Here is a 21,249-nt window from a genome sequence, read left to right on the forward strand (position 1 = left end):
CTCAATCTGTTCTGTTTCCTTACCCTCTACTTTCACAAACGATAGCGAAACATAACCTTCTTTTCCTTTGTACGAAATCTTCGCCCAGCCGTTCGCTTTTCCTAGTACTGTTATCTTCTCGCCTTGCTTTAAGTATCCGAGAATCGTACTATTTGTGTTCGCTGCGCTTCTTATTCGCAGACTTGTCGCTGTGATTGTTCCTGTTTCTTGCGGGCCTGACTCAATCTGTTCTGTTTCCTTATCCCCTAATTTCACAAACTCTAGCGAAACGTAGCCTTCTTTTCCTTTGTACGAAATTTTCGCCCAGCCATTTGCTTTTCCTATAATAGTAACTGTCTCTCCTTTTTGAACACTTCCAAGAAGAGTGCTACCTACACCAGGATTATTACGAACATTCAAACGTGTTGCTGTTACAACACCTGTTTCATGTTGTCCGCTATTAATACTTGGTTGTTGCTTCGATTCTATTGTAGGCGTTGCTCCTGCTATCTTTAAAAACTGCAGTGAAACATAGCCTTCTTTACCATCGTAAGAAATTTTTGCCCAGTCTTTTTGTATTTCTAATACCTTTACAGTTGTTCCTTGTTTCACTTTTCCGACAATTTTACTTTGTGTTGTTGGTTGTTGACGTATATTTAAATTTGTGGCATTTACTGTAGCTGTGGTTTCTTCTTGTGCAAAAGCATTTGTAGAAGTAAGAGATGCTACCGTCGCTAAAAATGTACCAGCTATTATTTGCTTTGTTGTTCGTTTCATAGCTCACTAGAATATAAAGATGTCTATATTCCCAAGTCACTTCCTTCCCTTATTTTCTTATCTCATATTATAACATAATTGCCATCGCTTCCCTTGTTTGAGGATTGTCAAGAATTCATGCGATCATGTACATATACAGATTTATATGTCGACTAATATATCGGTGCTTTTTCTATATATCGGCGATTCGGCAATGTTCAATAATCTAAATGCACAAAAAGGAGCTGATCAATCAGCTCCTTCTCATTCTTAGTACGCCTTACCCCAATACACCATATGCTTCGCATCTTTCTCACAGCACACACAATGCGTAGCTAATTCTTCTTGTTCAAATGGCATACAACGTGATGTAACGCCCGCTTCTTCTTTTAACTTTTCTTCGCATTCAAGGCTTCCACACCACATTGCTTTAATGAATCCTTGCTTTTCTGCTGATACTTGCTTCATCTCTTCAAAAGTAGTAGCTACATACGTTTTTTCTTCACGCAAAGTTTTTGCTTTTTCAAATAGAGACTGCTGAATATCCTCAAGTAACTTTGTAATACGTTCTTCTAATTCATTTATAGCTACAAATTCTTTTTCTTTCGTGTCACGGCGTACAAGGACAACTTGATTTTTTTCAATATCTTTCGGCCCTACTTCTAAACGAACTGGTATACCTTTCATCTCATATTCATTAAACTTCCAGCCTGGTGTTTTGTTGCTTGCATCCATTTTCACGCGCGCAACTTTTTGAATACGAGATTGCAGTTCAGCAGCTTTTTCTAACACGCCTTCTTTATGCTGAGCAATTGGAACAATCATCACCTGCGTTGGTGCAATCTTTGGTGGTAATACAAGTCCATTATCATCACTATGCACCATAATAAGACCGCCGATCATTCTCGTTGATACGCCCCAAGATGTTTGGTGCGCATATTGCCACTTCCCATTTCGATCGAGAAACTTAATATCAAACGCTTCCGTGAAGTTCGTGCCAAAATTATGCGATGTACCCGTTTGTAATGCCTTTCCATCATGCATTAAGCTTTCAATTGTGTACGTCGCTTTTGCCCCTGCAAATTTTTCTTTTTCCGTCTTCTGTCCTTTTATAACTGGAATCGCTAAATACTCCTCACAAAACGACGCATATATATTTAAGATGTTAAGCGTTTCTTGCTGTGATTCTTCCGCTGTTTCATGAATCGTATGACCTTCTTGCCATAAAAATTCAGTTGTGCGTAAAAATGGACGTGTTGTTTTTTCCCAACGGACAACAGAGCACCACTGATTATATAGCTTTGGTAAATCATTGTACGACTGTACAATTTTTGAGAAATGCTCACAAAATAACGTTTCAGATGTTGGACGAATGCAGAGACGCTCAGCTAATTCCTCATCCCCGCCGTGCGTTACCCACGCTACCTCTGGCGCAAAACCTTCTACATGGTCTTTCTCTTTTTGAAGTAAACTTTCTGGAATAAACATTGGCATATATACATTTTCATGACCTGTTTCTTTTAACTTTTCATCCATTACTTTTTGAATGTTTTCCCAAAGGGCGTAACCATAAGGGCGTAAAATCATACATCCTTTTACACTTGAATAGTCAACAAGTTCCGCTTTTTTTACGATATCCGTATACCACTGTGCGAAATCTTCTTCCATTTTTGTAATGGCTTGTACTTGTTCTTTTTTCATTTTCTTTTCCTCCTTCTCAAAATAAAAAAAGCCCGCATCCCTAAAATAGGGACCGAGCTTTTTGCCGGCGTTACCACCCTGATTCATATACAACATGTATATGCTCTCTTGCTTTATAACGGGACTATCCCGCTGCATATGCAGAACTCAAAGGTAGGTTCCATATTTTCTTTTAAGAATCTCTCAGCCACTGGATTCTCTCTCTGCGAAAAGATTGAATATGTACTAATCCTTTTTCATCGTCATAACAATATAAATTTGTTGATTATCATAATACACACTCAATTATAACGCAATAGGGAATTTTTTGATTTTTATATATTCTTTTCAATTTACTTTGTTTTATACTCGTATTACATATATTTCTTTCGAAAAAATTTCACGATTTGATGAAGTAACATCCCAGTAACTGTTCCAATTAACATAAAAAAACAGAGAAAACCATATGCCATACCTTCCCATCCATCTCTGAAAAATAACGTACAAATAATGCAACCCAAGAAAATGATACTCATAATAAGTCCGAACGTAATATCAAGCGAACGATTTGGGAAATTTTTGCGTAATGTGAACGAAATCAAAAAAACAAGAATCATTGTGATTATGCTGCTTATTAGAAAAAATTCCATTCTTTTCACTCCCTTAATTATATTATAAACTAAAAATTCTAAAAAAACTTTCATTTTATCAGTATTTTTATTACCAAGTATTAATAGTAATATATAAAAATAAGTTGTAGAACTTTTGGAGGTATTATTCTATGAACAAACCTGCTACAAAACATGTCATTATCTTATCTTTTGATTGTTTATCAGCTTTAGATTTTCCTATATTACAAAACCTTCCGCACTTTCGCTCTTTACTAGAACGCGGTGCATACGCTGAAAAAGTTGAAGGTATTTATCCATCTGTTACATACCCATCTCATACAACGATTGTGACAGGAAATTATCCTGCGAAGCATGGGGTTGTAAGCAATACACTGCTACAACCTGGGAAAGAATCACCGGATTGGCACTGGTACCGCCGCTCGATTCAAGGAACAACCCTTTATGATGAAGCGCGAAAAGCAAACTTAAAAACAGCTTCACTTCTATGGCCTGTAACAGGAAGAGCAAAAATTGACTACAACATGCCGGAAATTTTTCCAAATCGTCCCTGGCAAAATCAAGTGCTCGTCTCCTTATTCAGTGGGAGCCCATTGTATCAACTAGAGTTAAATCAGCGTTTTGGTCACATTAGAAATGGTTTGTCACAACCGGAGCTTGATGATTTTGTCCTTGCTTCTGCAGTACATACAATTCAAACGAAAAAGCCAAATCTTATGTTTGTTCATTTCACTGACTTAGATACGCAGCGCCATTACCATGGATTTTCTTCTGAGGAAACAGTCGCTGCGATTCATCGCCATGACAAACGTCTAGGTGCAATTGTCGATGCGCTCCGCGAAAGCGGCATGTATGACAGGGCGACGATCATTGCACTTGGAGATCATAGCGCATTAGACGAGAATAAGGCTATTCAATTAAACGTCCTATTGCGTGAAAAAGGCTTTCTTAACGTGAATCAAAAAGGGGAAGTAACAAATTGGAAAGCATATTGTCAAAGCTGTGACGGCTCAGCATATATATACGTAAAAGATAAAAATGATACAGAAACAATTGGAGACTTACACCGTTTATTGCAAGAGCTCATACAAGATAAACAAAGCGGCATAGAATTTCTATTAACCGATGAGGAAGCAAAAGATTTAGGAGCCGACGGAAATTGCCTCTTTATGCTAGAAGCAAGAGAAGGCTATTACTTTTTAGAAAATCATACTGGAGACTTTATAAGAGAGATTACAAGAAAAGATGTAACATCTAATAAAAAATATACGTTTGGTACTCACGGCTATTCCCCGTCAAAACCAAATTATGAAACGATTTTCATGGCAGCTGGTAAGGGAATTCGTCAAGGCGCGGTTATTCCGCACATGCGACTGATTGATGAAGGTCCTACAATTGCAAGATTACTTGGGTTACACCTTGGTGAAACAGACGGGAAAGTTATTGAAGATTTATTAGAACTGTAAAGTTCCGTAAAAAATATGTAAATATTCAGTTAGTTTATCTTTTTTACGTACGTCTTTATGTACAATAACATTACATTAGTTAGAGGAGGAACGTATATGAAAAAAATGTCCAGGCAAGAAAAAAGCTGGATATTATATGACTGGGCAAACTCGGTATATTCACTCGTGATTACAACTGCTATATTTCCAATCTACTTTAAAGCAGCCGCTAAAGAAGCTGGACTTGCAGGTACAACATCAACTGCATATTGGGGGTATGCCAATTCCTTTGCGACACTTATGGTGTCTATACTTGCTCCCATTCTCGGTACAATTGCTGATTATAAAGGATTTAAGAAACGGTTCTTCACATTCTTTTTCCTATTAGGCATTACTTTTACAGGGATGTTGGCAGCAGTACCAACTTCGCAGTGGATTCTTTTACTTGGCTGTTATATGTTTGCTTTAATTGGATTTGCAGGAGCCAATATTTTTTACGATGCGTTTTTAATAGATGTGACGACAGAGGACCGAATGAACCGTATTTCAACGCGCGGCTTTGCTCTTGGCTATATCGGGAGCACGATTCCATTTATCGGCTGCATGGCTCTTATTATTCTTTCACAAAAAGGTGTCATCCCACTATCAGTCGGCGTGACAAGCCAAATTTCATTCGCAATTACAGCGCTTTGGTGGGGACTCTTTACAATCCCTATGTTAAAAAATGTTGAACAACACTATTTTATCGAACGTGATCCAAATCCTGTTGTGACAAGCTTTAAACGTCTTGCTTATACATTTAAAAATATCCGTCAATATCGAACCGTTTTTTTCTTCCTCCTTGCTTATTTCTTCTATATTGATGGAGTCGACACAATCATTACAATGTCAACAGCATATGGAACAGACCTTGGCATTAGCGCAACAAATTTAATCATTATTTTATTCGTTACACAAATTGTCGCCTGTCCATTTGCACTATTATATGGCAAGTTATCTGAAACATTTACCGGAAAGAAAATGCTATATGTTGGTATTATTATTTATATTATTATTTGTACGTACGCTTACTTCATAAAAACAACGTTAGATTTCTGGATTTTAGCGATGCTCGTTGCTACTTCACAAGGTGGTATTCAAGCGTTAAGCCGCTCCTATTTTGCAAAGCTTATTCCGAAAGAATCCGCAAACGAATTCTTCGGCTTTTATAACATATTTGGTAAATTCGCAGCCATTATGGGTCCTGTTCTCGTCGGTGTCACAACGCAGTTAACTGGTAAAACAAACGCTGGTGTGTTAAGTATTATCGTACTATTTATAATAGGAGGATTTCTGTTAACACGTGTACCAGAGGGTTCTTCGACTTCTGTAACAGAGCCTTCTCAAAAACCAGAGACGTTATAATGAAACGGAGCTGACTCAAAAGAGATGTAAATGTCTTTTGAACCAGCTCCTTATTATATGTACACTGATATATCGGCGATTTTTCAAATATATCGACCGTTTTTTGCAATATATCGGCGATTTTTTCGATATATCGGCGATTCGACACGATTTAAAGACGATCCGACAATGTTCAACATTCTAAATGCCCGAAAAGGAGCTGACATTCGTCCTTTTCCAAGTCAGCTCCGTTTTTATCTTTTATCCTTCTTGTTTTTGTGTCATTTTCATTCGAAGTATCGGTAAAACAGCTGCTAAACCTAATACTGCCGCTATACTAAATACGATTACGAGCGAAGTTGTCTCCTTCAATACTCCTCCTAGTGAAACACCGATTAACAATGTACTCATAAATAGCGGTAATACCGTTCCGTTTACCCGGCCAATCATGTTTTCATCTACAAGTTGAATCATAAACGTTCCGATTACGATATTTACACAAGCTAAACAAATTCCTGTTATAAAACGCATGCACACTGTAATCCAAAACGAAGTCGAAAATCCTTCTACAACAAATGAGACGGCTAAAACGAGCATCCCAAAAACGAGCAAATGTTTCTGCTTTACTTTTGTAGCAACCATAGCTGCTATGCCGCCCCCAATTAACATTCCAATGCCATCAGCTGCAGTTAAATATTGGACAGCTTCTTTCTCCATTCCTAACCGCTCCACAACGAGAAAGATTTCAAGCGGTTGTACTAACCCCGATGCTAAACCAATGATTGAAAAAGCAGCAGTCAACATTAGCAGAGGATTCGAACGTAACACATACAACCAACCTTCTTTTATATCATTCCATAATGAAGATTGCGTCATCTCTACCGCTTTCTCCCACCTTGGCAGCAATGAAAGACAAAGGGCTGATAAAGCAAAAAGAATGATTAAGCTGTACAATGATACGGATAAACCGAGCTGCGTATATACAAATGTTCCGACAACTGGACCAAAGATAAGGAATAATGCTTGTAAACTTTGAGATATTGCAATGGCTGCACTAACATGTTCCTCTTCGACATGATGTTTAAAAACGCGCGAAGTTGCTGGCTGTGAAAATTGGCTGACGACTGCTGACACAAATGTTGCAGCAAATAACGCTTGCCAATACCCAACATTTAACAATGATACAATCATAACGATAGATAGCGCACTTAATATATCCCCTGTAATCATTGTGCGCTTTGGATTCCACCGATCAGCCAAGGCACCTCCAACAAACGAAAAGATAAATATAGGAGCATATTCCATGACAGACAATATAGAAACAGAAACGGGATCATTATTTGTCTGTTCCATAACAAAAAACAAAAGCGCCATATTTCGGATCCAAATCGCAAGTTGTTGTAATATATCAGAAGCAATTACAAGCAGAAACACTCGATTTTTTAACAAAGCATTCATCATATCTCCCCTTTTCTAAACCGACCGTTCAGTCTAATTAGTTTCAAAAGAAAAGCTACTGATATTACGATCCAGCTGCCATTCCCTGTAATAAAACATCAATTGCTTTCTTATAAATCCGTTTCATTTCTTCTACATTCATTTCATAATATAGTGGACCAAGTCCAGCTAATAGACCGTTCACAACGTACATGAGATCATTTACATCATCTTGGCGAAATTCACCTGATGCCATTCCTTCTTCGACTAGCTTCTTGAAAATCCCATACGTTTCACGAGTTAAGGCAATCATTTCATCCATTATATCTTTCCTTACAACTTGACTCGTTAAAAATTCCTCAATTGTACTAGAAATTGGGTTTTGGACATCGTCCACAAAATATTCAGCAAGACCATACAGCTTTTCTGTACTTGTCTGATACTGCTTTTCTTTTTCGGCCCATTTTTCCAGCCAATCGTACGTATGCTGCTTCACTACAAATAAAAACAATTCTTCTTTACTTTTAAAGTGATAATAAATACTGCCCTTACTCCGCTCAGTAACTTCACAAATGTCTTCCATAGATGTTGCTGCATACCCTGTTTTTGAAAATAGCTCTTTTGCTTTATAAGCAATTTCTCTCTTAATTTCTTCAGCACTCTTTCTCATTATTGCACCTCACTAAACCGACCGTTCAGTCTAATTTTAACAAAAAGTTCCTCTTTCTTACAAGAGGAAATTTCCTTATTTATGAAAACATCTTATCAATCCAGTTATGAATCGCATACACTTTCCAAAGTTTTAACGCAATCTTAAATAAAACAAACCCACCCCCCACTACAGCAAATGCAATCATTTTCCCTTTGTTTTTCAATTTCGGCTTTTTTTCCATTCCATATTCCCTCTTTATCTCTTTATTAATCAGGTGTTTATTTATATGAATATATTTTGATTTTCCAACACATAAGTCGCTGCTATGTAGAATACAGCATGCCAGCTACTTGCTTGTTCCCTCTGTTTTAAATCTTGCACGTGGCAGGAAAAGAAACTGACCGCTTCCATGCACAGCCAGATGCTCTCGCCCACCTAAAAAGAAAGGGCTTTTCATGTCATGTTTCCAGCTTTTCACAGCGCTTTACTCCCATTAATCAAACGTTTGTTTAATACATTTCCCAAGGCTTTCCCCCAACTAATCAAACGTTTGTTTAAATTTCAGAACAATAAAAAATGCGCCACTTCAGGCGCATTTCTGTGTTAATCTCCACCTCCGCCGCCGCCATCTCCACCGCCACAGCTGCCACCATCTCCGCCAAAAGAGCTTCCACAATCTCCTGAGCTATCACTAGAGTCTGCAAAAAATATTGTACTATATCCTGTACTATCCGTTGAATCGGAATTGTATCGGCTTCGTCCCTTTTTTCTTCCACTCGATGCATTTGCTTTTACAATAATTGCAAACAGTAAAATAAAAAACATAACGCCTACTACCATTTCCATTTCCATCCTAAAATCCCCCTTTCACTCTTCAGCTAGAGTTCGATTTATATTTTTCAGGGAAAACAATCACAACTAAATATTTCGCCAAAACTCTCTCCATATCCTCTAATAAAATTACATTTTTACCTAAATTAGGATAATTTTCGAGCTAATTGTACAGATAACAATCGTTCTCTCTTATTTACTTCAAAATCATACGATCTTCCTTACAAAAGTTTTCGAAATATCTTATCGCGGTATATACCAAATGAAGCTGTTCCTTTCATTTTTCGCTCTTCGATCAGTTGTTGAAAACGAAGTGATTTCGCCGTTAATTCTTCTTGTAATTGTTGTCTCTCTTCCTCATCATGACAACAAGCAATTAGATCTTCTATTTTTAACATCTCTTTTTGTAACTGCATTTCTTCAGGGATCATACCAGCATTTTTTAAAATTTTGTAACTCATGCGAAGTTCTTCTGGGATCATCGATAAATCTTCTAACTCAAGAGGTTTCCCTTTCCCTGGCAGGTCTTCAAATTCACCATTTTTCAGCGCTTGCCGAATACGTTCCTCCGCAAGAATCGAAAAAATATCCATAACACCACCCCCTCCCCTTATTTACAGTTTATCCCGCATTAACGGGCAGTAAGACCCCCACCTCAAGATTGGAAGAGAAGCAAAGAAGATAGGTGGGGGTATAACTGCCCGTAAAAGCCCGATTGGTTCAACTAACAAGAAACACTTTCCTCACTATTAAGTGCGGTTGCACCAGTCCTGCACAGTCCAAACCTGCGTCACCCATTCTTCATAAAAATCTGGTTCATGAGAAACGAGTAGCACTGTGCCTTCATATTCCATAAGAGCTTGCTTCAGTGCTTCTTTTGCCCGAACATCTAAATGATTCGTCGGTTCATCTAAAACAAGTACATTACTTTCTGTTAACATTAACTCACATAAACGTACTTTCGTTTGTTCTCCGCCGCTTAAAGAACAAAGCGGCTGTAAAATGTGCTCTTCTGTTAAGCCGCATCTTGCTAATGATTGCCGAATTTGTTTTTGCGTCATATCCGGCCGCAGTGACCATACTTCCTCAAGCGGTGTTTGCTCCGTAGCAAATTCCTCTTGTGCAAAATACGCCGGGTTTACTCGCTCTCCTATTTGCACCGTGCCACTTAACGGCTGCAAATACCCAAGCATTGTTTTTAACATTGTTGTTTTCCCAATCCCGTTATAGCCGACGATTGCAATTTTTTCACCGCGCTTTATTTGTAAATCAATGGGGCTGAATAAAGGCTCTTTATAACCAATCTGCATATCTTTAGTCTCTAAAATTCGGCTAACTGGATCCAAGTGCACCTGAAACATAAAGCGCGGTTGCAGTGCAGAAGTTGGTTTTCCGATTTGATTTATTTTTGCTAATACTTTCTCACGACTCTTTGCTTGTTTCGCTTTACGAATTTTATTCTTTTGAATAAAGTTCTTTAGTCTTTCCATCTCTTTTTGTTGCCTATCATACGCGACTTGTAATTGCTGTTTATGTTGCTCATAGTTTGTTATGAATGATTGATAATTGCCGATATAGCGTTTCAGTCCTTTATGTTCTAAATGATAAATGACATTCGTAATTTCATTTAAAAACCTTTCATCATGCGAAACGACAATATAAGCGTGTTCATAATGTTTCAAATAACCCATAAGCCATTCAATATGCACGTTATCAAGATAGTTTGTTGGTTCATCGAGTAATAAAACGTGCGGCTCTTCTAATAATAATTTTCCTAATAACAGTTTTGTGCGTTGGCCGCCGCTTAGTTGTGCCACATCGCGATCCATACCAAGTTCTAAAATTCCTAATCCCGTAGCAATCATTTCGATTTTTTCCTCAACATGATAAAAATCAGAATGCTCAAGTACACTTTGTAATTCTCCGTATTTCACTAACAATTGTTCCAGGTTATCACATGTTGCCATTTTCTCTGCGATTTGCAGCATCTTATTCTCGATATCATACAAGTGAGCAAAGGCACTTTGTAAATACTGCATAATCGTTGTGCCAGCCTGCAAATCTATATGTTGCTGTAAAAAACCGATCTTCATCTGAGGAAACCATTCAATCGCTCCCTTATCAGGAAGTAACTCTCCTGATAATATACGCAGTAACGTTGATTTTCCCGCTCCGTTGCTCCCTACAAGACCAACATGCTCACCTCGAAGTAATCGAAAACCAATATTTTGAAAGATTATTTTATCCCCATACATATGGGTAAGATTTTCAACTGATAACATACTCATTTTACTCTCTCCTTTTCGCTTTACATCTAAAGCCAAACGAGAGAACAGTACAAAAAAACAATATTCAATTCGCTAAACGTAAAAATGGATAAGGTAAACACACCTTATCCATTACAAATTATTATCGTAAAAAAGGAATAAGGTTCTTTATCTACTGTCTTTCGGTTGGCTTTTACTCAAAAAATGGGCAGACTACTCCCTTATCAAGCCAAAACCATTTGAAGAACAGTTGATAAAGTCATCTTATCCTTTCACCTCTTTAGAAATTATTATTTGTATATAGAATAAACAAAAATCATACATTTATTCTATCATATGCTAAATTCTGCAAATTTGTTAAAATTCCTGCTTAGAATCTAACAAAAAACCACTTAACAGTTAATAGTATCAAAAACCGTTAAGGGGTAATGCTTTATTTCCTCATATAAGGAGCTAGTATTTTCAATATCTCTGTTTTATCTTCTTTTAATTCTTCTGACGTTAACATGTCCATCGTTCTAGGGCGCGGCAAGTTCACTTTCACTTCGCCGACAATTGTTGAAGGTTGCTGTGACAGAATGAAGACGCGATCTGATAACAAAATCGCTTCGTCTAGGTCATGCGTAACCATTATGATCGTTTGTTTCCCTTTTTGCCATGACTCTAATAACCAGCTATGCACTTCCATTTTTGTAAATGCATCTAGTTTTCCAAAGGGTTCATCAAGAAGCATAATCGGTTTATCACATAAATACGTCCGTAAGAAGCTAACACGTTGCCGCATTCCACCTGATAACGCGTCTGGATAATGATCTGCATATTCATCAAGTCCAAATTGCCGTAATGCTTCCATACCAATTTCTAATCGCTTTCTTTTCGATTGTCCTTCAATTTCTAACGGTAATACAATATTATGAAGGGCTGAACGCCATGGAAGCAAGAGATCTTGCTGCGGCATATAGCTCACAATGTTTCGATTCATAACGGATTGGTTTTCGTAAATCACATCTCCATCATTTGCTTGTTCAATGCCAGCTATAATGTTTAATAACGTACTTTTTCCGCAACCACTTGGTCCAACAAAAGAAACGAATTCACCCTCTTGAACCACAACGTTCATATGCTCTAGCACTGTTTTCTCATCAAATGTTTTCGTAACGTCTTTTACTTGTAGTCCGCTCATTTTTCATTCGGAAGGAATTCGTTCGTAAAGGCCGCTTTCACATCAATTTTCTTTTTAATGACTTTATTGTCATATAAGAAATTCATATAATTCGTCCATACTTCTTCCTTCTGTACTCCCCACGCTTTCGCATCATCTTGATATTTCGTACTTAACCATTTTTGGCTTTCTTGTACAAGCTCTTTATTAATGTCCGGTACATTTTTAATTAAAATATCCGCTGCTTCTTTCGGTTCTTTAATTGCAAAGTTATAGCCATCTGTTGTTGCGTTCATAAACTTCTTCACAAAGTCTTTATCTTGTTTTACATGTTTTTCACTAGTAATAATAACAGGACTATAATAATCTAATGCTGGATTTAAATCTTTTAACATAATCGTGTTCAGCTCAATGCCTTTTCTCTTCGCTTCAATACCATCCCAGCCATAATAGATCCACTCAAAATCAGCATCACGGCCAATCGATTTAAAGAAATCTGTTTGTCCAAGCACAACTTTTTGCACTTTATTATAGTCTGCTTGATGCTTATCCATAACTGTTTTTAATGTCGCTTCTTCAGCCGGTGCTCCCCAACCGCCATATCGTTTTCCTTCAAATGCTTTTGGAGATGTGATGTTATCCTTTTTTAAAGATGCAAATGCAGATGTATTATGTTGAATAACCGCACCAATTGATACAACTGGAATATCTTCAACCCTTGCTGTTGTTACGTTCTCTTGATAACTTACACCAAAATCAGCTTTACCTGATGCTACCATTTGTTCAGCAGACGTATTTTCACCTGGCTGAATAATTTCTACATCTAACCCTTGTTTTTTATAATACTCTTTCGTCTTTGCTACATATAAACCAGTATGATTTGTATTTGGAAACCAATCCAATACTACTGTTACTTTTTTCTCTTTACTTTCTTCTTTCTTGCCTGCTGAGCAGCCTGCAAATGTAAATAATAACGAAGCTGCTAATAACACTTTTAACCCTTTTTTCATTTTCTCCCATCCTTTCTGTAAACCCACGGTGCTGTTAGTCTTGCCATAAATTCAACAATAAAATACAACAGTAGCGTCACGCAGACAATAACAGCAGCAATTCCAAACACACGAGCTGTTAAAAAGGATTTTGTTGCCCTTGTCAGCATAACACCTAGACCTTCACTTGCACCAAGCCATTCCCCAATAATGGCTCCCATTACGCTATATGTAACAGCAATTTTTAATCCCGAAAAAAAGTATGGCAATACTGCTGGAAATTTTACTTTTTGATAGACTTGCCACTTACTTGCCCTCATGGTTTGCAGCAGCTTTAGCATGGATTGATCTACCGTTTGAAAACCTTCTAAAATACTAAGTGTAACGGGAAAGAAGCATACGAGAATAACAACCATTACTTTTGGCAGCATTCCGTAGCCAAACCAAATAATAAATAAAGGTGCAAGTACAACAATCGGAACTGTTTGTGAAATTACTAATAGCGGATTGATTAACACACGGAATAACGGAATCACATCCATAATAATTGCAATGCTCGTTCCAAGTATAATGGCAAAAAATAACCCGATAAGTACTTCTTGCAAAGTCTGCACTGTATTGGGAAGTAGTAAATCTTTCATGTCGATAAGTTCATGTACAATTGCAGACGGCTTCGGCAAAATCCACGGTTCAATATGGAATATCGAAACTGCTCCTTCCCATATTGCGATGAGAAGGAACAGCCAAATTGTCGTAATTGCTATATTAGATTTCTTCTGTTTTTTCATATTCTTCACGATACTTCCATACTTTTTCATCAATCGTTACGCCTGTGCTTGGGCGATAATGGATTTTAATAGAAGTAACCACTTCTTCTGCCCCATCATCGATGCAAGCTTGCTGCGCACGTTTAATAATATCAAGAAGCTCGTTTAAATCCCCTTCCATTGTCGTTTCCATCGCGCCAACTTCATAGCGCACACCTGACTGCTGAACAACTTCAATCGCTTTATCTACAACCGCATATACATCTTTATGCTTCGCTTGTGGTACAACTGAAAATGAAACTGTAACTTGCTGTGACATACTAAATTCCTCCCCATATTAAATAAATTTCATACAAAAAGAAAAAGCTTTCCTGCCGCAAAGCAGGAAAGCTTTATATACAAGTTATCATAGAATAACAATTGCTACGATTCTTGATACAACTCCCTACGCTGGCATTATCCAGATCAGGTTAAGGGTCGATGTATTGTTACATCCTCTCAGCCACATAGGCTCCCCTGTTTCAATTCGTTTTCATTGTAGCATGGATTATTTTTATGAACAAACAAATTTATTTTTCCTAAGTGGCCCGTGAAATAATTTCTTGTTCATCAAGTAAGAACTTCAAGCTTGATAAAGAGATTGTTTGGAAATTCTCTTTCGACATACGTTTTCGATAATGCGTAGGTGTTTCTCCAGTCACTTTTTTAAATATGCGGCTAAAGACTACTAAACTGCGAAAACCCACCTGATAAGAAATGTTTTCTACCGATTCATTTGTCATTGAAAGTAAATACGCTGCGTGATTAATGCGCACCCTTAAAAGCCAGTCCTTCATGCTCATCCCGAAATGACTGTGAAAGACCCGCGAAAGATGGCTTCGATTGACCGCAAGATGATTTGCCACATCACTTACTGTAATTTCCTCTACATAGTGTTCTCCAATATATGTCATCGCTTCAATCGCGAGTCGTGAAAATTTTTGTTTTACAGATGGTGAGAATTCGCCGCCATCTGTAAGTAATAATCTTAAAAAACGATAGGTCAGCTCATTCAACTTTAATTCATCTTCTAATGTACCCTGGGAGTAATTCATACACTCCAAGATAATATCCGAATATTGTTGAATGTTAGTTGCGGTAACAGAGTAGTTATCTTCTTTAAAACTCGAATAATGAATAATTTCCTCTGCGACCTTCCCGCCAAATGACAGCCACGCGTATAACCATGGTTCTTCTCCATCCGAGCGATAAAAGGTCGACTCCCCTGGAGGAATGAGAAAAATATTTCCTTTCTGCAATGAATATTTTTCATCTTTTATATAGTACGTTCCTTTTCCATCCAACACGACATGAATAATGTAGCTGTTACGTACAGCTGGTCCAAAAGTATGAAAAGGCAGTGTTTTTGAAAAACCACAAAAATCAAAATAAAGTTCGCCTGAGAAGTGATGCTGTTCTTTTTTAATAAAGATTGCTTGTTCCATGAGCTTCTCCCCCTCTTCGTGATTACTATAACCTAAGCTGCCTTTTGAAGGAAGAAATGCAACAAAAGGTTAAATCAAGGTCACAAAACGATATAAAACGGAAAGCGTTTTCTTGTTAAACTATACATGAAAAAGAAAACCACCGAAAGGACATGAATGGAGTTCGTTAGTTTTTTACACTTAACTTTGCAAGCGCTTTCTTAATTGTTGTTAAAATTTTTTTTCAAAAAGAGGGGAATAAAAATGAATGGACAATTAAAACAACGTGTTTCCTATGCCTTAGGTGCATTTGGTCATGACATATTTTATGTAACTTTGAGCACCTATTTTATGGTCTTTGTTACGAGTGCGATGTTCACTGGAGCTGATAAAGCAACGACTGCAAAAATGATTGGAATTATTACGAGTTTAGTCGTAGTAATCCGATTGGTAGAAATTATTTTTGATCCGATTATTGGAGGAATAATTGACAACACAAAAACGAGATTCGGGAAATTTAAGCCTTGGTTAGTCATTGGTGGTTTAGTTAGTTCTATCCTTCTTGTATGTATATTTACTAATTTCTTCGGTCTTGCAATTCATAATACTACACTGTTCATCATTTTATTTGCAATTGTTTATATCTTGCTCGATAGTTTTTATTCATTTAAGGACATTGCTTTTTGGTCGATGATTCCAGCGTTAAGCACTGAAACTAAGGAACGAGAAAAATTGGCAACATTTGCGCGACTTGGATCATCACTTGGGGCAAACGGGACTACACTAGCAGTTGTACCAATCGTTACGTTCTTTACTTTCTTGATGACTGGTGAACATTCTCAGGGGGCTTCTGGTTGGTTTTGGTTTGGCGTGATTGCTGCTGTTATTTCTGGTGGAACAGCAATTATTACAGCACTTGGTACAAAAGAAAATGATAGCGTAATTCGTCAACAACAAGAAAAGGCAGGCATTAAAGATATTTTCAAAGCCATCGCTAAAAACGATCAGTTGATGTGGTTAGCACTTTCATATATTGCATATGCGATTGCCAATGTTGCAACTACTGCTGTGTTATTCTACTTCTTCAAATATATTCTAGGAAATTCAGGTGAGTTCTGGATTGTGGGATTAATTGCAGCTGTATTAGGCTTAATTGCCGTTCCACTTTTCCCAACGCTCACGAAATTAATTTCAAGACGTTTTGTCTATATTGGCGGGATTGTAATGATGCTTTTGGCATACGTATGTTTTGGCTTAGCTGGTACAAGTCTACCAATGGTTATTGTGGGATTGGTGCTCTTCTACTTCCCTCAGCAGCTCATTTTTCTTTCAGCTTTGATGACTATTACCGACTCAGTTGAATATGGACAATGGAAAAATGGTACCCGAAACGAAGCTGTGACTTTATCAATTCGTCCATTACTCGATAAAATTGCCGGAGCTTTATCAAACGGAATCGTTGGGTTTGTAGCTGTTGCTTCTGGGATGACTGGCAATGCCACAGCAGCAGACATTACTGCAGACGGTATTTCAACGTTTCATCTGTATGCGTTCTACCTCCCAGCAGCACTCATGATTTTCTCTGCTATCATTTTCGCATGGAAGATCACATTAACTGAGAAAAAACATGCTCAAATCGTCAAAGAACTAGAAGCAAAGCTAAATCATGGCGAGGAAGCAACTGAAGGTGCTGCACTTGCTCATTCTAAATAAAGGAGTAGAGGAGAGTCAAAATGAATATTACAACAAAAGATTTCGGTGCAGGTTATACGATGATCACGATTAACAATCTGAACGGCTTGCAATTAACTGTTTCAGATTTAGGTGCTCGCATTACGAGTTTAAAGGTACCGACAACGAATGGTCTACGTGAGCTCGTGCTTGGTTTTGATACAGCAAAGGAATATTTTGAAAAAGATTTATATATTGGTGCCTCAATTGGACGAGTAGCTGGACGAATTCAAAATGGAACTTTTCAAATTGATAAGGATATCTATAAAGTACAAATTGATGAGACAACCGGCAACACCTTACATGGCGGTACCCCAGGATTCGAAGGTAAAAAGTGGCAATATCAAGTTATCGATAATAATGATGAGGCTTCAGTCATATTTCACACGGTGAGTCCAGATGGTGAAAATGGTTTTCCGGGGAATCTTGATGTTGAGATACGTTACACGTTAACAAACACGAATGTTTGGAAAGTAGAAACTAGGGCGACAAGTGACAAAGATACTTTGTTTAATCCAACAAATCACGTGTACTTCAACTTAACTGGTGATGTAACGCAGCCTGTAAATGAACACACATTATGGGTGGATAGTGATAGATTTGCACCACTTGACCCTAAAAGTATTCCAATTGGTGAAAAGTTGCCTGTAGAAGGAACTGCGTTTGATTTTCGAAAGCCAGTTAAACTTAAGGAAACCTTCAATAGTACTTTTGATCAAAAAGAATTAGTGGATGGAATTGATCACCCATTTTTCTTGAACCGACCTGAACTATCAAATCGTTCAGTGAAACTCATTAGCCCGGATGAAGTGGTTACTATTGAAATAGCCACAAAAGAACCAAGCGTCGTCATCTTTACGGCAAATTTTGGTGAGAATACCCCTCTCATGCATGAAAAGCAACTTGCAAACCATGGCGGAATTACCTTTGAAACACAGGTTTCTCCGGGTGCTGAACAGTATCCCGATTTTGGGGATATCGTTCTTAGAGCGGATTCAACTTATCATACGATGACAGAATTTCATATTATTTGAGAGTCATTTTAGATAGTCTCTTTAAATATGAAATATGTACTGCTATCAGAATTTATTTGAAATGAATGCAAAAGGGAGGCTTATACTTATGGAAAAGAAACGTGAGCTAGCTTTAAAATTTGCTGAGGTATTTGGCGTTCAAGAAACAACTCAATACTTTTCTCCAGGACGTATCAACTTAATTGGAGAACATACAGACTACAATGGTGGCTATGTATTCCCCGCTTCTATTACTTATGGAACTTACGGAGTAGCTAGACGTCGTGAGGATGATAGAGTATTCGTTTACTCAACGAACTTTGAAGAACTCGGAGTAATAAGTTTCACATTGAATGAACTAGATTATGATAAACATGCGAATTGGGCAAATTATATAAAAGGAGTTATCTTAACACTGAAAGAAGCAGGTCATAAAATAGATTGTGGTTTTGAGTTATTAGTTGAAGGAACGATTCCAAATGGAGCGGGACTTTCCAGTAGTGCTTCACTTGAATTACTTGTAGGCGTAGTATTAGAAGACTTGTTTAACTTAGACGTAACGCGACTTGAATTAGTGAAAATGGGTAAAAAAGTTGAAAATGAATTCATTGGTGTAAATTCTGGTATTATGGATCAATTTGCTATTGGATTTGGTGAGGAAGACAAAGCGATTCTCCTTGATACCAATACGTTAGAGTATGAAATGGTTCCAGTTGTTTTGGACGACTATGCTATTGTAATTATGAATACGAATAAACGTCGTGAACTAGCAGATTCAAAATATAATGAGCGCCGTGCTGAATGTGAAGAAGCACTCGCACGTCTTCAAACGAAGCTAGAGATTCATGCGCTTGGAGAACTAAGCAAAACAGAATTTGATGCAAATCAAAGTCTTATTGGGGATGAAATCCTAATGAAACGCGCGAAGCATGCAGTTTACGAAAATGAACGTACAAAAAAAGCCAAAGCAGCTCTTACTGCAGGTGATTTAGAAGAGTTCGGAAAGCTATTAAATGCTTCTCATGCATCTTTAAGAGATGATTATGAAGTAACCGGACTTGAATTAGATACATTGGTGGCCGCTGCGCAAAAACAAAAGGGTGCACTTGGAGCCCGGATGACTGGAGCAGGATTTGGGGGATGCGCCATCGCATTAGTAAAAGAGAGTGAAACCAACACTTTTAAAAACAATGTTTATGATGAATATATCAAAGTTGTGGGATATGCACCTATCTTTTATGTAGCACACATTGGTAGTGGAACTACAGTGATTGGATGATGAGTGAGGTGGAAACGATGAACACATGTCAAGCAATTTACGATTTTACTACACTTGCAATTGAGAATGGAGCCATTGAGGAAAGTGACCGAATTTATATGCACAATCAGCTATTACGTTTGATTGGCGAATCGGAAATGGGAGAGATTACCAGCGGAGTTGAAACAGACCCACATATGCTGTTGGATACGCTTATGGATAAAGCGACGGAAAATCTTATGATCTCTAAACACGGGGCCAATCATGATATGTTCGAAGCGCTTTTAATGAATGTAATTACCCCACTTCCCTCCAAGGTCAATGCAAATTTCCTGAAGGCATATCGCAAAAGCCCCGAACAAGCAACGGATTATTTCTTTGAACTAAGTAAACGAAATGATTATATAAAGACCTGTGCGATTGCAAAAAATATTCATTATTTAGCAGAATCAAAATATGGTGAACTTGAGATTACTATTAATTTGTCCAAACCAGAGAAAGATCCAAAAGAGATCATGGCGGCTAAAAATGCACCGAGGGGCAATTATCCAAAATGTTTGCTTTGTATTGAAAATGAAGGATATTTCGGTCGCTTAAACCATCCAGGCAGAAGCAATCACCGAATCATTGACCTCAAGCTAGATGGAGAAGAATGGGGTTTTCAATATTCACCATATGCATACTTTAACGAACACTCCATCGTATTATCTAAGAAGCATCGGCCAATGAAAATTTCTCGTGAGGCATTCTCTCGTTTACTCAGTTTTGTAGAAATCATGCCACACTATTTCATTGGTTCAAATGCCGATTTACCTATTGTAGGAGGATCGATTCTAAGTCATGATCACTATCAATCTGGACGCCATAACTTTCCAATGGCAAAGGCTAAAGTTCTTAAAACATTCGAACTATCTGACTACCCGAATATTTCTTGCGGTATTGTCAACTGGCCAATGAGTGTAATTCGCCTCTCTTCTTTAAACAAAGAAGAACTAATTCATGCCAGCGCCTATATCCATGAAAGTTGGAAGAACTATTCAGATGAATCTTTACAAATTCGTGCAGAATCAAAAGATGGCATAAATCATCATACGATTACACCAATTGTGCGGCGCCATGAAGAAAAGTATGAAATTGATCTTGTCCTGCGTGATAATAATGTGAGTGAGGAATACCCTGATGGAATTTTTCACCCACATCCAGATGTACAGCATATTAAGAAAGAAAATATCGGGCTTATTGAAGTCATGGGCCTTGCGATTCTCCCTCCACGTTTGATTGAGGAGCTCCATGAAGTTGAACTGTACTTATTAGATAAGGAAGCCACTGTTCCTGAAATCCATAAAAAATGGGCAGATGAATTAAAAGCCAAGGGCGGCTATACAGAAGAGACCATCCAAAGATTTCTTCAAACTGAAGTTGCCCAAAAATTTGAACGTGTCTTAGAAGATGCTGGTGTCTATAAGATGAATAAAGATGGCAAGGCAGGGTTTGATCGCTTTATCAAAGAATTACAAAGCACGAATCGATGCGCCTCAACCAGATGATTCAGATGCGTTAATTGCATCAAGTTTGAAGGCCAAGGAAGTTCTTGGTTAGAAACCAAAATATATTTCTATTAAGGATATTATCGCTACAGAATGGAAATGGTATCATAGTCATCGAGAAGGGTATTAAAACATTCGAAAAAGAACTGCACTAGAAAAGGTGAAATTTCTAGTGCAGTTTTATTTACAACCTTATGTTTCCACAGATTACAACATCCAATTTGATTAACCATTTATTTATACATACAAATATAAAAATA

The 21,249-nt window shown here is 37.6% G+C and carries 20 protein-coding genes, 1 riboswitch and 1 other annotated feature; of the genes, 6 read left to right on the plus strand and 14 right to left on the minus strand.

Annotated elements, in window-relative coordinates; genetic code table 11:
* From BR72_RS23095 to BR72_RS23105, 3 genes are all read right to left on the minus strand, one after another.
* A partial coding sequence (locus tag BR72_RS23095) for an SH3 domain-containing protein (protein WP_035437628.1) occupies nt 1-756 on the minus strand: 756 nt, incomplete at its 3' end.
* Nucleotides 757-1,005: 249 nt separating this feature from the next.
* A complete protein-coding gene (proS, locus tag BR72_RS23100) occupies nt 1,006-2,436 on the minus strand; it encodes a proline--tRNA ligase (RefSeq protein WP_035437787.1) in 1,431 nt (476 codons plus the stop codon).
* A gap of 44 nt (nt 2,437-2,480) precedes the next feature.
* Nucleotides 2,481-2,685 (minus strand) — a binding site (T-box leader).
* Between the two features lie 104 nt (nt 2,686-2,789).
* Nucleotides 2,790-3,065, minus strand: coding sequence for a YesK-like family protein (locus BR72_RS23105; RefSeq protein WP_035437630.1), 276 nt, complete (start codon nt 3,063-3,065; stop codon nt 2,790-2,792).
* 131 nt (nt 3,066-3,196) lie between these two features.
* Here BR72_RS23105 and BR72_RS23110 point away from each other — a divergent pair, with 131 nt between their 5' ends.
* Entirely contained in the window at nt 3,197-4,510 is a 1,314-nt protein-coding gene (locus tag BR72_RS23110; protein ID WP_035437632.1) for an alkaline phosphatase family protein, read from the plus strand.
* 96 nt (nt 4,511-4,606) lie between these two features.
* Complete coding sequence (locus BR72_RS23115) at nt 4,607-5,893, plus strand: MFS transporter (protein WP_035437634.1); 1,287 nt, start codon at nt 4,607-4,609, stop codon at nt 5,891-5,893.
* Between the two features lie 240 nt (nt 5,894-6,133).
* Here BR72_RS23115 and BR72_RS23120 read toward each other — a convergent pair whose 3' ends face one another.
* The 11 genes from BR72_RS23120 to BR72_RS23170 all read right to left on the minus strand — a co-directional run bounded on the left by BR72_RS23120 (nt 6,134) and on the right by BR72_RS23170 (nt 15,461).
* Nucleotides 6,134-7,330, minus strand: a complete 1,197-nt coding sequence (locus tag BR72_RS23120; protein ID WP_035437636.1) for an MFS transporter — start codon at nt 7,328-7,330, stop codon at nt 6,134-6,136.
* 64 nt (nt 7,331-7,394) lie between these two features.
* Nucleotides 7,395-7,979 (minus strand): TetR/AcrR family transcriptional regulator, encoded by a 585-nt coding sequence (locus BR72_RS23125; protein WP_035437638.1) that lies wholly within the window; start codon nt 7,977-7,979, stop codon nt 7,395-7,397.
* Between the two features lie 79 nt (nt 7,980-8,058).
* Nucleotides 8,059-8,202: a hypothetical protein gene (locus BR72_RS23130; protein WP_035437640.1), complete on the minus strand. Its 144-nt coding sequence runs from the start codon at nt 8,200-8,202 to the stop codon at nt 8,059-8,061.
* Nucleotides 8,203-8,564: 362 nt separating this feature from the next.
* Nucleotides 8,565-8,813, minus strand: a complete 249-nt coding sequence (locus tag BR72_RS23135; protein ID WP_197059968.1) for a hypothetical protein — start codon at nt 8,811-8,813, stop codon at nt 8,565-8,567.
* Nucleotides 8,814-9,013: 200 nt separating this feature from the next.
* Nucleotides 9,014-9,385, minus strand: coding sequence for a DnaJ family domain-containing protein (locus BR72_RS23140; RefSeq protein ID WP_035437642.1), 372 nt, complete (start codon nt 9,383-9,385; stop codon nt 9,014-9,016).
* Between the two features lie 156 nt (nt 9,386-9,541).
* Nucleotides 9,542-11,080 (minus strand): ABC-F family ATP-binding cassette domain-containing protein, encoded by a 1,539-nt coding sequence (locus BR72_RS23145; RefSeq protein WP_035437643.1) that lies wholly within the window; start codon nt 11,078-11,080, stop codon nt 9,542-9,544.
* A 412-nt stretch (nt 11,081-11,492) separates the two neighbouring features.
* On the minus strand, nt 11,493-12,242 hold the full coding sequence (locus BR72_RS23150; RefSeq protein WP_035437644.1) for an ABC transporter ATP-binding protein: 750 nt from the start codon (nt 12,240-12,242) through the stop codon (nt 11,493-11,495).
* Complete coding sequence (locus tag BR72_RS23155) at nt 12,239-13,231, minus strand: ABC transporter substrate-binding protein (protein ID WP_035437645.1); 993 nt, start codon at nt 13,229-13,231, stop codon at nt 12,239-12,241. The genes BR72_RS23150 and BR72_RS23155 overlap by 4 nt, the downstream gene beginning before the upstream one ends.
* On the minus strand, nt 13,228-14,028 hold the full coding sequence (locus BR72_RS23160) for an ABC transporter permease (RefSeq protein ID WP_035437647.1): 801 nt from the start codon (nt 14,026-14,028) through the stop codon (nt 13,228-13,230). The genes BR72_RS23155 and BR72_RS23160 overlap by 4 nt, the downstream gene beginning before the upstream one ends.
* Nucleotides 13,976-14,296 (minus strand): MTH1187 family thiamine-binding protein, encoded by a 321-nt coding sequence (locus tag BR72_RS23165; RefSeq protein WP_035437648.1) that lies wholly within the window; start codon nt 14,294-14,296, stop codon nt 13,976-13,978. The genes BR72_RS23160 and BR72_RS23165 overlap by 53 nt, the downstream gene beginning before the upstream one ends.
* A gap of 106 nt (nt 14,297-14,402) precedes the next feature.
* Nucleotides 14,403-14,505, minus strand: a riboswitch (TPP riboswitch).
* Nucleotides 14,506-14,555: 50 nt separating this feature from the next.
* Complete coding sequence (locus BR72_RS23170) at nt 14,556-15,461, minus strand: AraC family transcriptional regulator (RefSeq protein WP_035437650.1); 906 nt, start codon at nt 15,459-15,461, stop codon at nt 14,556-14,558.
* A 243-nt stretch (nt 15,462-15,704) separates the two neighbouring features.
* Here BR72_RS23170 and BR72_RS23175 point away from each other — a divergent pair, with 243 nt between their 5' ends.
* The 4 genes from BR72_RS23175 (at nt 15,705) to galT (ending at nt 20,989) form a co-directional block, all read left to right on the plus strand.
* A complete protein-coding gene (locus tag BR72_RS23175; protein WP_035437651.1) occupies nt 15,705-17,153 on the plus strand; it encodes a glycoside-pentoside-hexuronide (GPH):cation symporter in 1,449 nt (482 codons plus the stop codon).
* Nucleotides 17,154-17,173: 20 nt separating this feature from the next.
* Nucleotides 17,174-18,205, plus strand: a complete 1,032-nt coding sequence (locus BR72_RS23180; protein ID WP_035437652.1) for a galactose-1-epimerase — start codon at nt 17,174-17,176, stop codon at nt 18,203-18,205.
* A gap of 88 nt (nt 18,206-18,293) precedes the next feature.
* Nucleotides 18,294-19,463 carry a galactokinase gene (locus BR72_RS23185; protein WP_035437653.1) on the plus strand — a complete coding sequence of 390 codons (1,170 nt, stop codon included), beginning with the start codon at nt 18,294-18,296 and terminating at the stop codon, nt 19,461-19,463.
* Complete coding sequence (gene galT, locus BR72_RS23190) at nt 19,460-20,989, plus strand: UDP-glucose--hexose-1-phosphate uridylyltransferase (RefSeq protein ID WP_081904984.1); 1,530 nt, start codon at nt 19,460-19,462, stop codon at nt 20,987-20,989. The genes BR72_RS23185 and galT overlap by 4 nt, the downstream gene beginning before the upstream one ends.
* Nucleotides 20,990-21,249: the final 260 nt, after the last annotated feature.

Origin of the sequence: Bacillus sp. UNC322MFChir4.1 (assembly GCF_000746135.1) — a bacterium.
Classification (GTDB): Bacteria; Bacillota; Bacilli; order Bacillales; family Bacillaceae_G; genus Bacillus_A.